Below are 13,482 nucleotides of genomic sequence, written 5' to 3' on the forward strand. Positions count from 1 at the left end.
GTAGACCCGCCATTGGATACGGCGTTTCGTTGCTGTAGCGCCATCATTACTGTGAACCTGTCCGAGGAGAAGACGTGGACTCGCGATTGAATGCTTTTCTTGAGCGTGCCGATGCCGTGCTGGCCCGGATCGAGCCTTTGCTGCCGGCGCCACGGCCCGCCATCGATTGGACCCAGACCCTGGCCGCCCGCTGGCAGCGTGACGGCCGTAGCGGCTACCTGCTGCCGCTGCAGGTCAGCCTCGACATGCGCCTGTCGGACCTGATCGGCGTGGACCGCCAGGTCGAACAACTGGGCCGCAACACCCGGCAATTCATCGATGGCATGCCCGCCAACCATGCCTTGCTCTGGGGCTCGCGTGGTACCGGCAAGTCGTCCCTGGTACGCGCCCTGTTGGCTGAACATGCCCCACATGGCCTGCGCTTGATCGAGATCGAACGCGATCACCTGGCCGATCTGCCCCGGGTGGTCGAGCAGGTTGCGAAACTGCCCCAGCGCTTCGTGTTGTTCTGCGATGACTTGTCGTTCGAATCCGGCGAAGGCGATTACCGCGTGCTCAAGAGCGTGTTGGATGGATCGCTGGAGCAGGCGCCGGACAACGTGCTGCTGTATGCCACTTCCAACCGTCGTCACTTGGTGCCGGAAAAGGAAAGCGACAACGAGAATTGGAAACGAGTCGACGGCGAACTTCACCCCAGCGAAGCGGTAGAGGACAAGATCGCCTTGTCCGACCGATTTGGCCTGTGGCTGTCGTTTTATCCGTTTACCCAGGAGCATTTCCTCAACGTGGTGGAACATTGGATCGGCGAACTGGCGGCCAAGGCCGGGTTGGCCTGGCAGCGCGACGAAGCGCTGGATGTGCTGGCGGTACGCTGGGCAACCGGCCGCGGCAACCGCAACGGACGTTGCGCCTATCAGTTTGCCCGTTATTGGGTAGGCCTTAAATTGTTGGAGCACAAGGCATGATCGATTTGAATGGCAGCGGAGTCGGCCTTGACGGCTACGCGTTGTTATCGGCACAGCTGGAATCCTTGCTGGCCGATGAGCGTGACTTCATCGCCAACGCCGCGCAGTTCTCGGCTTTGCTGTCCAGTCAATTGGACGACCTGAACTGGGCCGGCTTTTACCTCAATCGCAACGAAGAGCTGGTCCTGGGACCGTTCCAGGGCCAGATCGCCTGCGTGCGGATCCCCTTTGGCCGCGGCGTATGCGGTACGGCGGCCGCGACTCGGCAGACCCAGCGCGTCGAAGACGTCCATGCCTTCGCCGGGCACATCGCCTGCGACAGCGCGTCGAACAGCGAGCTGGTGGTGCCGCTGGTCAAGGATGGGCGCCTGATCGGCGTGCTCGACCTGGACAGTCCGAAACTGGCGCGTTTTACCGAACATGATCAAGCCGGCATCGAGCAGTTGGCCGCGATATTCCTGCGCCTGACGGATTGCTGACAGCGTCCTGTAGGAGCTGGCGAAGCCTGCGATCTTTTGATCTTTCGCTTGAGATTCAATTTGATCTTTCGCTTGAGATTCAATTTGATTTTTCGCTTGAGATTCAATCGGCAGTGGAAAGATCGCAGCCTCGCTTCGCTCGGCAGCTCCTACAGCAGCTCCTACAGCAGCGTCTACAGGGATAGTTGTCATGCTTTCAGCCCTGCCTTGACCAGCAGGCTGTGGGGATCGACTTCATCGATCTGGTGCGGGTCGAGGAACTGGTTGGCGTAGCTCAGGTAGATCTTTTCATCGATGAACAGCGCGAACAGCTCGGGATCGATATGGGCGTCACGGCACATGGTGGCCATGATGCCCAGGGCCTCGCTCAGTTTCTTCGCTTTCTTGTAGGGGCGGTCGGCTGCTGTCAGCGCTTCGAAGATGTCGGCAATGGCCATCATGCGCGCCGGCAGGCTCATCTCTTCGCGTTTGAGGCGCTTGGGATAACCACTGCCGTCCATCTTCTCGTGATGACCACCAGCGATCTCCGCGACGTTGTCCAGGTGACTGGGGAAAGGCAACTGGCTGAGCATCAGGATCGTCTGCACCATGTGATGGTTGATGACGTAACGCTCCTCGCGGGTCAGCGTGCCCCGGGGGATGCTCAGGTTGTAAAGCTCGCCGCGATTGTATTTCCAGGCCGGTACATCGAGCTGGAAGCCCCACGGGTTGTCCGCCGGGATCAGTTCGGCATCGTGGCGCTCGAGCAGGTGCTCGGGCTTGTCTGCCAACAGCGGTTCAGTGACCGGTAGGGTCGGTTTGGGCGTGCGACCCTGGCGACGGTTCTCTTCCCAGGAAACCCCCAGACGATCATCGAGGGTCCGGGTCCACGGGCGTTGGGCGATCTGTTGCAGGCGTTGCAGATCGGCCTCGGCCATGGCTTCGGAGCCCAGGTTGCAGCGGGCGACGAAAGCAAAGTCGTCATCCAGGGCCGTCAGTGTCGCGTCGCGCCGCTGCGCCAGGGATGACGGCTCGCCGCCGCTGGCCACGGCCTGCCAGTAATCGACCCAGGCGTCGCGCTTGAGCACCTCGAAGCGGGTACGTATCTCATGGATCCGGTCGTTCAGGGTTTCCAATTTGGTGGCTTTATCGACCACGTATTCGGGGGTGGTGACCTTGCCGCAATCGTGCAGCCAGGCGGCGATGTGCAGGGCTTCCCATTCATCCTCCGTTGGCCGATAGGCGTCGAATGCCGGTGCCTGGCTGGCAGCGGCGGCCTGGGCGAGCATCAGGGTCAGGACCGGCACCCGCTGGCAATGGCCGCCGGTGTAGGGGCTCTTGGCATCGATCGCGCCGGCCAGCAATTGGATGAAGGCGTCCAGCAACTGCTTTTGCCTGGCTTGCAGACGCTGGCCCTCGATGCTCACGGCGGCGACACCGGACACGGCCTGCAGGAAGGCGATGCGGTCGGGCTGCAGTTTTTCCAGATCCGCTTCGGTGCCGCTGTCGGTGATCAGCAGGACCAGTACGCCGACGGTTTCCTGGTGGCGATTGCGCAGGCGAATACCGATCAAGTGGACCCGCGGCGAGTCCAGTGCCTGCAGGACGCCCTGCAGATCGCCGGCCTGCTCGAAGCCCAGGGAAGCCACGAGGTTGTCCGAGGTGGCCAGTTGCTGGAGCCATTGCGGGCTGTCGCCAGTCTGGAGCTCATGAGTGCGCAGCTTGAAGGCGTCGAGGTCCCTGGGCGTTCCATCGATTACCAGCCCATACGGCTTGACCCGATTGTCGTCGTTCTCGCGCAGGTAGATCAGGCCGGCCTGGGCCTGGCCGATCTTCACGGTTTCAAATAACACCCGCTCCAGCAACGGGGCGAAGCGGGTTTCGGCGCGCAGGCTGGCGGTGATTTCAAAGAAACTCGCCAAGGTCTCTTTCATGCGCGCCATCGATACGCTCAACTGGTCGACCTCCAGTACCGGGGAGCGACGGGACACCGGGTAGTTGAAGTCAAAGCTGCGAATGGCATCGGCCTCCTGCACCAGTTCGCGCAAAGGCTTGACCAGGATCCGGGACGTCAGCCAACCCAGGGGCAGGCACAGCAGCAGGGTGGCGAGGGTGATGAGCGCGCCTTGCCAGCGCATGCGATAGGCATTGTCCAGCAGCTCATCTTCAGGGACCAGCAACGCCAGTTCCAGGCCCTGGGGCCCGCCTTCCTGCATGTGGCTGCGAGAAACGATCCACTGGCGTCCAGCCGCTTCCAGGCGCGTGGTGTCGGTGTTGTCGTCGAGCGCGGCGGCGATGGCCGGGCTGAGGTCGCGGGCCTTGATCAGGCGTGCCGACTGGGCGTCGGCGAGCAGCCGGCTGCTGTCGGGATAGCCCACTGCGTTGCCCGTGGGATCGAGCAGGACGATTTCGGTGCCGGTGGTCACCTTGTGCTTGGCCAGGGTCTGGGACAGGGCCGCCAGGGTCAGGTCGGCGCCGATGACAGCCTGCTCGCCACTGCGTCGGGCGAGGGTGGTGCCGACGTTATGGGTGGAGAAAAAAACGTAGGGCTCGGTGGTGATCTGTTCGGTGCTGTCGGCGGCGCTGCGAAACCAGCTGCGGCTGCGCGGATCGTAGGTCTCGTCGGCAATGTCCCGGCGCCCGATGAGCGTCAGCGTCTCGTCGTAGAACAGCGATTGGGAATGAACCGGGCCTTGCTCGGTGGCCCGCTCAACCGTCCAGACCTGATAGGCCGCCTCGGTCGGTGCTTGCAGGGCGGCTTTCAGGGCTGCGGTGCGCAATGGCCGGACCATCAGGAAGTTGCCGTGATGATCGCCCAGGTACAACGACGCCAGGTTCGGGTTGTCCCGCAGTGCCTGGCTGAAGGGCACGAGCAGGGCCAGGCGTTGCGCCATCTGGGGCGTGCGCGTCGCTGGATAGTCGGCCAGCAGGCTCAACAGGTGGCGGATGGGTTCGTAGGTGTCGTACAGATCCAGGCGCACATCCTGTTCAATACGATTGAACAGTTTTTCACTGCTGGACAGGATGATCTGCGTGGTTTGCCGGTAATTGAAAATCCCCAGCACCACCCCGGTCAGCAACAGAAGCAGGGTAAACATCACGCTGATGTGGACGTGCAGGGGAAACCGGCGTTTTTCCGGACGCGGTGCGCTGGGCATTGCAGTCACTCCAAGTGTCAGGGGGCGTTCTCGATGGGTGTTGCCGCGTGCAGGGAAAACCGCTCGAGAACCCTCCCAGGTACGCACTGCTGAGCGAATAGCATAGTAAACGCTGGATTATTTTGCCTTGGCGATCTCCGTTTCGAGGGCCCGCTCCAGTTCGCGCATGGCGCGGTCGAGAGCGTCGATGCAATCTTTGATTCGCTCAGGTGCCTGCGGCTGGTGACAAGCGTGCTCCAACGCCTCGCACCGCTGGATCAGCGCGGTCGCCTGGACGATGCGGGCGACGCCTTTTATCTTGTGCGCCATTTCGCTCAGCGCTTGCCGGTTTGCGCCGTGGGCAACGTCGAGCAACTCCTGGCGGTCCGAGCGGCTGCTGCTGAGTAATTCAGCCAGCAGGCGCCGGTTGGACGAAGGGTCGCCGCCGGTCAACGCCTGCAGGCTTTGGACGCTGAAAACCGCCGGGCGGCCGGTGGGTTTGACGGTCTTGATCCATTGGCTCAAGGCGCTCAGGCTGATGGGCTTGAACAGGCAGTCATCCATCCCAGCATCCTGGCAGCGTTGTTTTTCCTCCGGTTGTGCATTGGCGGTAAACCCCAGGAGGGTACAAGGTGGCCGTTGCTGCTCGGACTCGTCGCGACGAATCGAGCGGGCCAGTTCGTAGCCGCTCATGATGGGCATGTTGCAATCGGCGATGACCAGATCGAAGTGGTTTTTTTGCCAGACCTCGAGCCCGTGGGCACCATCGTGGGCGACCTGGTAATGATGGCCCAGGTATTCCAATTGCTGCGACATCAACAGGCGGTTGGCGGGATGATCGTCCACGATCAGGACGTTCAGGGTGGACTGGGCCGTTTCGATGACCGGTTCAGGTGAGGGGCTGACCGGCGCTGTCGACAGGACGGTCAGTTGCAGGCGGACCTGGACCTGGGTGCCGACGCCAGGTTGGCTGCTCATGTGCAGGCTGCCGCCCATCGCTTGGCACAGGTTGCGACTGATCACCAGCCCCAACCCCGCGCCGTTGCGGGCCACCCGGCTGGTGTTATCGACCTGGGCAAAAGGCTCGAACAAACGTTGCAGGTCCGCAGGGCCAATACCGATGCCGCTGTCGTTGACCTCCAGGTGCATTTGCAGGACGTGGTCCCGGTCGGCTGGAGACAGCCGGACCTTGATCACGACCTGGCCCTGCTCGGTAAATTTGAGGGCATTGCTGATCAGGTTCGACAGCACCTGTTTGAATCGCAACGGGTCCATCAACACGTCAGGGCTGCCCTCGGCATCATCGAACTGCAAGGACAACGCCAGGTTTTTCTGCCGGGCCACGCCCTCGAATACCCGTATGACCGATTGCAACAGGGCCCTGAGATCGACTCGTTCGGGGGCCAGGCTCAGATGGCCGGATTCGATGCGGGCGATGTCCAGGATGTCGCCAATCAGTTCGAGCATACCGGAGGCCGACTCGTACGCGACTTCAATGGTCGAGCGGTCCACGTGGCCTTTGTCAGCATGTTTCAGGGCCAGCTCCAGCATGCCGATCACCGCGTTCATGGGCGTACGGATTTCATGGCTCATGGTTGCCAGGAACGTGCTTTTGGCGCGGTTTGCGTCATCGGCCTGTTGCTTGGACGCGCGCAGTTCCTCGAACAGCTGGCGCCGTTCACTGATGTCGATCCAGCCGCCGATGATGCCTTGCACTTCGGCAGCGGAGTTTCGGTAGGGCAGGATCCAGTGATAGATCGTCAGCTTCCTGCCCCCGATGTGCAGGGGGCGATCCATGATCAGGGCGGTGCCTTCGGCCATGACACGTTGGTAATCTGCCTGGTACTCCTGCGCTTCGAAGGCGTTGCTCATGGAACCTGGCATCAGGTTCTTGCCAATGACGTCCTCGTGTTTTACGCCGAACGCTTGCAGGTAACTGTCGTTGCAGCTTTGCAGGATGCCGTTGCGATCCCTCACGTAGATGGGGTGGGGGGTGCCGTTGACCAGTGAATGCATGAATTCGAGCTGATCATTGAGGGCCAGTTCTGCCCGTTGACGTTGCCTGATCTGGCGCTGCATGTAGGCGTTCCACGCCAGGGAAAACAGCAGCAACAGGCCAACGCCCGCGACGATCTGGAGGAACAGGCGGTTATAAGTGCGCCAGGTGTGTTCCGAGGGTGAGACGTAACCGCGCCAGCGGTTGTTGATCACCCCCAGCTCGTCGGGGTCGATGCTGGTCAGGGCTTTGTCGAGGATGGCGTTCAACTCGGTGGCGTTTTTTGCCGTGGCCAGCGCGAACATGGCCTGTTGGGTGCCCACCGTGCTGCTGATTTGCAACCTGTCGCGCCACGCATAGGAAGAGATGAAATAGTTGGCCATCACCTGTGAGTTGACGCTGCCGTCGACTTGACCGTGGGCGAGCATTTCCACGGCGAGCAAGGGGCCGTCCGTTTCGATGATTCTAATGTCCGGGTACTGGCTGCGTAGCCATTCAATGACCGGGTTGCCTTTGGCGATTGCCAGGCTGGCGTGGCCGAACTGATCGAGTGTCGTGGGCGTGTCGGACTGTTTGCGGGTCAGCAGGACGAACGAGCTGTCGATGTAGGGGCGGCTGAACTTCAACTGGAGTTGTCGTTCACTGCTGGGCAAAAGTGCGGCGATCATGTCGGCTTGATCGTTCAGGACCGCAGTAATCATTTCGCTATCGTTCTGACGGCGCTGGATGTCCAGGCGCAGGCCGGTGCGCAGCCGGATCAGTTCCAGCAGGTCGGCACTTATGCCGCGAAAATCACCGTCCGCATCGAAGAAGGTGAACGGCGCGGAGGTTTCGTTCACCACCACCCGGACCACCGGATGCCTCGCCAGCCAGCGTTGCTCACGGTCGGTCAGTTGTATCCTGTGGTCCGTGAGGTACAAGTCGCTGCCTGCACTCCAGCGTTTGGAGATGGCGGCTTGCTCAGCAATGGAGACCTGGTTCAGCGTAGCGTTGATGACTTCCAACAGGCGGGTATCGCTACGTCGTACGGCGAAACCGAACCCATGGGATTCGTGTTTGCCAAAGTTGGCCATGCGGATATTGCTCAAATAGCCCTTGTTGATCATGTAGTGGGTGGAAAGGGTATCGCCGAGAAATACGTCGGCCTGGCCGAAGGCCACGGCGTTGATGGCATTCTGGTAGGACGGGTAGGTGGTGATGAGTGCCTTGGGGTAGAGTTTTTCAATTTCCCGTAGCGGCAGGTAGTGGTAGACCATGCTCAGCCGCAGCCCCTCGAGATCGTCAGTCAGGGATCGGCTTTCATTCGTTCGGGTGACGAGAACGGGTTGGTCCACTGCATAGGGCGTCGACAGCACAATGTCGGGGTTGCGGGCTTCGAAACCGTTGGCGGTGCCAAGCATATCGATTTGCCCATCCTTGAGTGCGGCGATGGCAGCCTCGCGGGAACCGAAGCGCAGCACTGTTATGGGCAGCCCCGTGGCCTTGGCGATGATGTTGGCATAATCGGCAGTCAGGCCTTCGTAGTCGCGTCCGCTGGTGGAGAGATCGAAGGGCGGGTAATCCGGGGCGGAAGTTCCCAGGACCAGCGCCTGCCGATCCTGTAGCCAGGCGCGGTGAACGCCATCCAGCTTGACCTCGGTATGGGCAACGGACGAACGGCCCAGCAGCGTATATCGCTCGGGCGCATCCGCTGCTGCCGTGAGCACTCCTGTATATAACGCTGCGCTGATCAGCAGCAGACATTCGATTATGCGTCTGAGCATCCTTTTTTCTCACACCAGCGCGTTGCGCTTCGCCATTTCAATCAGCTCGACCAGCGACTTGACCTTGAGTTTCTGCATCAGCCGTTTCTTATAAGTACTGACGGTCTTGTTGCTTAGAAACATCCCCTTGGCTATTTCCTTGTTGGTACGGCCTTGGGCAAAAAGTTGCAGCACCATCAGTTCCCGATCATTGACACTTTTGAAAAGGTCCAGCTCGATACTGCGTGGGTCATCCGGGCGTACCGGATTCAACGCCTGGCTGGGAAAATAGTTATAGCCGGACAATACCGCTTTGATTGCGCTGACAAGTTCGCTGAGGTCTTCCTGTTTACACACGTAACCAGAGGCCCCGGACTGCATGCATCGAATGCCGAAAAGCGTCGGCGACTGGGCCGTGAGCACCAGCGTCTTGAGCGGAGTGGTCATGGCGTTGAAACGCGAGAGGATTTCCAGGCCGTCGAGTTTGGGAATGCTGATGTCCAGGATAACCAGGTCTGGCATGCATTCGCGCACCATTTGCATCGCATCGACGCCGTTGTCAGTTTCTCCTACGACCTTGTACCCCTCATGTTCCAGAAGCATGCGAACGGCAAGGCGGATAACCGGATGATCGTCGACAATGAAAACGGAGTTCATGAATAAATTACCCTGCGAACTTGAATAAAGCGCGCACCTTAGCCCACTTGCAACCAGGGCCGTACGAAGAGACAGGCATGCAACTTCAATTTCAGAAGTTTCCTACAAAAAAAGAGGCAAGATATTACGATGTAATCGGGTTTTTAGTAGGCGGATGAAATAGGACGGGAGGATTGCTGACCGTTTGTGAAAGGATATTTCTTGCGGTGGATGTTTATGCAAACAAGTGGGTCGGTGTGTTGTTCAATATTGCGTGCAAGTTTCACGGTGGGAAACTTGCACGCTGAACCTTGTGGGAGCGGGCTTGTTCGCGAAGGCGCAGCTTCTTCAACATCGCCGCAGCCTGACCCGCCGCTTTCGCGAGCAAGCCCGCACAGGTTTCTGCCTGGCAGATCCCACATCGCTCATTGGCGCGTGCGGCCGGTCATCTCCTGGGCCATTTCGCTGGCGTAGCTGTCAGTCATCCCGGCGATGAAATCAATCATTCGCAGGAAAGCGCCATGCAAAGGACCGTTGGGATCCGGCGCGTTGTTCCCCAGCAAGTCGAGAATGCGGCGATTCTTGAACGAAGGCGTGCGGCCACCGTGCTGTTCGAGGGCGGCTCCGCAAAAACCGTTGAGCAGGATTTCCAGGGTGGTGTAGGCACCGATTTCATGCAAGGTCTTGCGCTTGTCCTGGAAAATTTTCCGGCGCGCCATGTCCTTGGCATTCAACACACAGCGTTTTGCCGGGCCGTGCATATGCTCCACCAGATCCCCGGGCAATGTGCCGGCAAGCAATGCTTCCTGCTGTTCAACAAACGCCCGGGCGGCGGCGTTGGTCAGGTGTTCGATGGCCTTGCCGCGCAGGATTGCCAGTTTGCGCCGTCGCGAGTCCAGCGGCCCCAACTGCCGGTAAGTGTCCGGAAGATCGTCGCCCACCAGGTCCAGGAGCAGCGACTCCACCTGGGGGTATTCCAGGAGATCCATCTCCACGCCATCTTCCAGGTCGATCAGTGCGTAGCAGATGTCATCGGCGGCTTCCATCAGGTACACCAAGGGATGCCTGGCCCAGCGTTGATCCTCGATCTGTGGCAAACCGAGCTTGTGGGCGATCTGCTCCAACAGCGGCAGTTCGCTCTGGTAGCAACCGAACTTGTGCTTCTTGTAGCCCAGCGAGTCCGCGTGGCGGGCGGTCCAGGGGTATTTCAGATAGGTGCCGAGGGTGGCATAGGTCAGCCGCGTCCCGCCGTCGAACTGATGGTATTCAAGCTGGGTGAGGACGCGGAATCCTTGGGCGTTGCCTTCGAAATTGAGGAAGTCGTTGCGCTCGGCTTCGCTCATTGCATCAAGCCAACCTCGGCCGGCGGCCTGCTGGAACCAATAGCGGATAGCATCCTCGCCCGAGTGACCGAACGGCGGGTTGCCAATGTCGTGGGCCAGGCAGGCCGATTGCACCACCATGCCCAGGTCGCTTGGTTCACACCAGTCAGGCAGGGCGTTGCGGATGGTTTCTCCCACGCGCATACCCAAGGAACGCCCGACGCAGCTGACTTCCAGCGAATGGGTCAGGCGCGTATGGATGTGGTCGTTGCTGGAAACCGGATGCACTTGTGTCTTGCGTCCGAGGCGGCGGAAGGCGCCGGAAAAGATGATCCGGTCGTGGTCCTTGTGGAACGGACTGCGGCCCAGCTCTTGCGGACTGTGCAGCGGTTTTCCGAGGCGTTCGCGAGTCAGCAGGGTGTGCCAATCCAAGGCTGGTTGCTCCGTTTGATGATGTCGATGCCCTAGCTTCCCGGTTCGTGGGTTGCCCTGCAAGGCTTATGGAGGTAGGAGATTGCGATCTTTTCTTTCGCTCACGATTCAATTGGTTGGGACAAGATCGCAGCCTCGTTGCACTCGACAGCTCCTACACAGCTCCTACACAGCTACTGCGATGCAGGCCCGCGGGGGGCAGGCTCTCAAGGTTTGCGCACGCTGTTGGCCAACTTGATCAATGGTAGCAATGTCGTTGCCAGGCGGATCAGGCCAGTCAAGCCACCGCCGCCACCCGTGCGGGTCCGTTTGCCGGTGAGGAAACCGAGCAGCGACACCGCCGCCACGCCCCACAGTGGCGCGTGCTTGATGCCGAAGCCTTCGTGCCAGCTTTGCGTCAAGCCGCGCACCCGTTGCAAGGGCTGCAGCAACTGGCGCGTTTCCTGACGAATTTCCTGGCGGTGCATTTCCATGCGCAGGCGCACCAGCGCCTTGCGCATTTCCTGTCGGGTTCGGGCTTGAGGGATATCAGGCAGGCTCATGGCAGCAGGCGCTCCCGGTCGTTGGCCAGTTCTTCGAGGGTGGCGTTGAAAGGGGAGGACTCGTCGTAGATCGCTGCCTTGAGCCGAAGGCCGCAGAACAGCGCCGCCAGCAGATAGAACAGGCACAGGCCGATGATGCCCGCCAGACGATAGGTGTCCCATACCAGGATCAGTACCAGTGCCGAAAGCCCGACCAACAGCAGCAAGCCGAACACCAGCGCAAGGCCTGCGAACAGCAGGAGGCTGACGGTACGTGCCTTCTGTTCCTGCAACTCCATGCCGAACAATTCGACGTGGCTATGCAGCAAACCAAGAAACGCCGCGCCCAGGCGGCGTGCAGTAGGTTGCGTGCCCTCTTCGGACGAGCCGGATTCATTGATACCCATCATCAGCGCCGTGTCGCCAGCAGACCAATCAGAAAACCAACGCCGGCGGCAATGCCCACGGATTGCCAAGGGTTGGCCTGTACATATTCCTCGGTGGCGACCACCGCAGCCTGGCCACGTTCGCGCATGGAATCTTCCGTCAGCTTGAGCGTTTCGCGGGCGCGCAGGAGGGTTTCGTGAATCTGGCTGCGCAGTGCATCGGCCTGGTCGCCTGCCAGCGTCGCGGTGTGATCGAGCAAGCGTTCCGTGTCGCTGACCAGCGTCTGGAAGTCTTCGATCAGGATCTCTTGAGCTGTCTTTGCCTGGGTTCTGGCCATCGGTGGATCTCCGTAAGTGACGTCTGAGACGTTCGAGTATGAGCCTTGCTGGAAGGTTCAGTACAAGTGACTGGTACAACTTTTGCTCAGGCTTTTGCCATGTACTGGTGCATCAGCTTGCGCCAGTGCGCTGAAGCTGGGCGAAAGCCCGAAAAACCTTGACCCAAATAATTAAAAACCGCGAAGCACCTCCAAGCGGGATTTCGTTTTGACCGTTCTTGCGCACCAAAGCGGTTCATCGGCCTGTGTCCGGCCAATGAGTCGTTTCAACTTGGTGCGTTCGCGAGGCAAGCGAACCGGTTTGGTGCTTTTTTCAACTTTTTCAGGTCTGCCAATACCATGGAAAATATGCAAAGTGCCGTGGACAGTCTGGTCCACAGCTCCAACACGCTGTTCATCCTGCTCGGCGCAGTCATGGTCCTGGCCATGCATGCCGGCTTTGCGTTTCTTGAAGTGGGAACGGTCCGGCAAAAGAATCAGGTCAATGCGCTGTCGAAAATCCTCAGCGATTTTGCTGTCTCGACCCTGGCCTATTTCTTTATAGGCTATTGGATTGCCTACGGTGTGACCTTTCTGCAACCGGCGGCGGTGCTCAGCGCCGATCACGGATACAGCCTGGTGAAGTTCTTCTTCCTGCTGACCTTTGCCGCCGCGATCCCGGCCATCATTTCCGGTGGTATTGCCGAACGTGCGCGGTTCGCACCGCAGTTGTGCGCCACGGTGCTGATCGTGGCGTTTGTCTATCCATTTTTCGAAGGCGTGGTCTGGAACGGTAATTTTGGCCTGCAGGCCTGGTTGCAAGCCCAATTTGGCGCCAGTTTCCATGACTTCGCCGGCTCCGTGGTGGTGCATGCCATGGGCGGCTGGCTGGCGCTGGCTGCCGTACTCTTGCTCGGCCCGCGTAACGGCCGCTACCGGGACGGACGCCTGGTGGCGTTCGCGCCCTCGAGCATTCCGTTCCTGGCCCTGGGTTCGTGGATCCTGATTGTCGGCTGGTTCGGCTTCAACGTGATGAGTGCCCAGACCTTGCCCGGGGTGAGCGGCCTGGTAGCGGTCAATTCGTTGATGGCCATGGTGGGCGGTACCGTGGCGGCATTGATTGTCGGACGCAATGACCCGGGCTTCCTGCATAACGGCCCGCTGGCCGGGTTGGTGGCGGTCTGTGCCGGTTCCGACCTGATGCACCCGGTCGGTGCCCTGGCCACCGGTGCCATTGCTGGTGCCTTGTTTGTCTGGTGCTTCACGGCGGCCCAGGGCAAGTGGAAGATCGACGATGTGCTCGGCGTCTGGCCGTTGCACGGGCTGTGCGGGGTCTGGGGCGGCGTTGCCTGTGGCATCTTTGGGCAGAATGCCTTGGGCGGCCTGGGTGGGGTCAGCCTGATCAGCCAGTTGATCGGCACGGCGCTGGGCGTTGTCGTCGCCCTGGCCGGCGGGTTTGCGGTCTATGGCGTGATCAAGGCCGTGCTGGGGCTGCGCCTGACCCAGGAAGAAGAGTATTACGGCGCCGACCTGTCGATTCACAAGATCGGCGCGGTCAGCCAGGACTGAG

10 protein-coding genes are annotated in these 13,482 nt (G+C 60.4%); 3 read left to right on the forward strand and 7 right to left on the reverse strand.

Annotation, left to right across the window (positions count from 1 at the left end):
- The first annotated feature begins 74 nt into the window (after positions 1–74).
- Positions 75–965 carry an ATP-binding protein gene (locus AC09SL_RS01080; protein ID WP_058543216.1) on the forward strand — a complete coding sequence of 297 codons (891 nt, stop codon included), beginning with the start codon at positions 75–77 and terminating at the stop codon, positions 963–965.
- The gene (locus tag AC09SL_RS01085) at positions 962–1,444 is read left to right on the forward strand and encodes a GAF domain-containing protein (protein WP_058543217.1); all 483 of its coding nucleotides are present in this window, start codon (positions 962–964) and stop codon (positions 1,442–1,444) included. Before AC09SL_RS01080 ends, AC09SL_RS01085 begins: the two co-directional genes overlap by 4 nt.
- Positions 1,445–1,632: 188 nt before the next feature.
- Here AC09SL_RS01085 and AC09SL_RS01090 read toward each other — a convergent pair whose 3' ends face one another.
- The 7 genes from AC09SL_RS01090 to AC09SL_RS01120 all read right to left on the reverse strand — a co-directional run bounded on the left by AC09SL_RS01090 (position 1,633) and on the right by AC09SL_RS01120 (position 11,933).
- Positions 1,633–4,581, reverse strand: coding sequence for an HD domain-containing phosphohydrolase (locus AC09SL_RS01090; RefSeq protein ID WP_058543218.1), 2,949 nt, complete (start codon positions 4,579–4,581; stop codon positions 1,633–1,635).
- A gap of 117 nt (positions 4,582–4,698) precedes the next feature.
- Complete coding sequence (locus AC09SL_RS01095; RefSeq protein ID WP_058543219.1) at positions 4,699–8,319, reverse strand: transporter substrate-binding domain-containing protein; 3,621 nt, start codon at positions 8,317–8,319, stop codon at positions 4,699–4,701.
- A 9-nt stretch (positions 8,320–8,328) separates the two neighbouring features.
- Positions 8,329–8,955, reverse strand: a complete 627-nt coding sequence (locus tag AC09SL_RS01100) for a response regulator transcription factor (RefSeq protein WP_014337291.1) — start codon at positions 8,953–8,955, stop codon at positions 8,329–8,331.
- Between the two features lie 404 nt (positions 8,956–9,359).
- Positions 9,360–10,688, reverse strand: coding sequence for a deoxyguanosinetriphosphate triphosphohydrolase (locus AC09SL_RS01105; RefSeq protein ID WP_053183171.1), 1,329 nt, complete (start codon positions 10,686–10,688; stop codon positions 9,360–9,362).
- Positions 10,689–10,894: 206 nt separating this feature from the next.
- On the reverse strand, positions 10,895–11,230 hold the full coding sequence (locus tag AC09SL_RS01110) for a hypothetical protein (RefSeq protein ID WP_058545502.1): 336 nt from the start codon (positions 11,228–11,230) through the stop codon (positions 10,895–10,897).
- Positions 11,227–11,616: a phage holin family protein gene (locus AC09SL_RS01115; protein ID WP_058545501.1), complete on the reverse strand. Its 390-nt coding sequence runs from the start codon at positions 11,614–11,616 to the stop codon at positions 11,227–11,229. Before AC09SL_RS01115 ends, AC09SL_RS01110 begins: the two co-directional genes overlap by 4 nt.
- Positions 11,617–11,618: 2 nt before the next feature.
- Entirely contained in the window at positions 11,619–11,933 is a 315-nt protein-coding gene (locus AC09SL_RS01120; protein ID WP_058545500.1) for an ElaB/YgaM/YqjD family protein, read from the reverse strand.
- A 339-nt stretch (positions 11,934–12,272) separates the two neighbouring features.
- On the opposite strand from AC09SL_RS01120, the gene AC09SL_RS01125 reads away from it, so the two are divergent.
- Positions 12,273–13,481 carry an ammonium transporter gene (locus tag AC09SL_RS01125; protein ID WP_058545499.1) on the forward strand — a complete coding sequence of 403 codons (1,209 nt, stop codon included), beginning with the start codon at positions 12,273–12,275 and terminating at the stop codon, positions 13,479–13,481.
- The last annotated feature ends 1 nt before the right edge of the window (position 13,482 follow it).

This window comes from Pseudomonas sp. PF05 (assembly GCF_056521845.1).

What these genes read in the sequence shown, in the direction of transcription:
- AC09SL_RS01090 (WP_058543218.1), bottom strand. Translation starts at nt 4,581, where the DNA reads ATGCCCAGCGCACCGCGTCCGGAAAAACGCCGGTTTCCCCTGCACGTC.
- AC09SL_RS01110 (WP_058545502.1), bottom strand. Translation starts at nt 11,230, where the DNA reads ATGAGCCTGCCTGATATCCCTCAAGCCCGAACCCGACAGGAAATGCGC.
- AC09SL_RS01095 (WP_058543219.1), bottom strand. Translation starts at nt 8,319, where the DNA reads ATGCTCAGACGCATAATCGAATGTCTGCTGCTGATCAGCGCAGCGTTA.
- AC09SL_RS01100 (WP_014337291.1), bottom strand. Translation starts at nt 8,955, where the DNA reads ATGAACTCCGTTTTCATTGTCGACGATCATCCGGTTATCCGCCTTGCC.
- AC09SL_RS01085 (WP_058543217.1), top strand. Translation starts at nt 962, where the DNA reads ATGATCGATTTGAATGGCAGCGGAGTCGGCCTTGACGGCTACGCGTTG.
- AC09SL_RS01120 (WP_058545500.1), bottom strand. Translation starts at nt 11,933, where the DNA reads ATGGCCAGAACCCAGGCAAAGACAGCTCAAGAGATCCTGATCGAAGAC.
- AC09SL_RS01115 (WP_058545501.1), bottom strand. Translation starts at nt 11,616, where the DNA reads ATGGGTATCAATGAATCCGGCTCGTCCGAAGAGGGCACGCAACCTACT.
- AC09SL_RS01125 (WP_058545499.1), top strand. Translation starts at nt 12,273, where the DNA reads ATGGAAAATATGCAAAGTGCCGTGGACAGTCTGGTCCACAGCTCCAAC.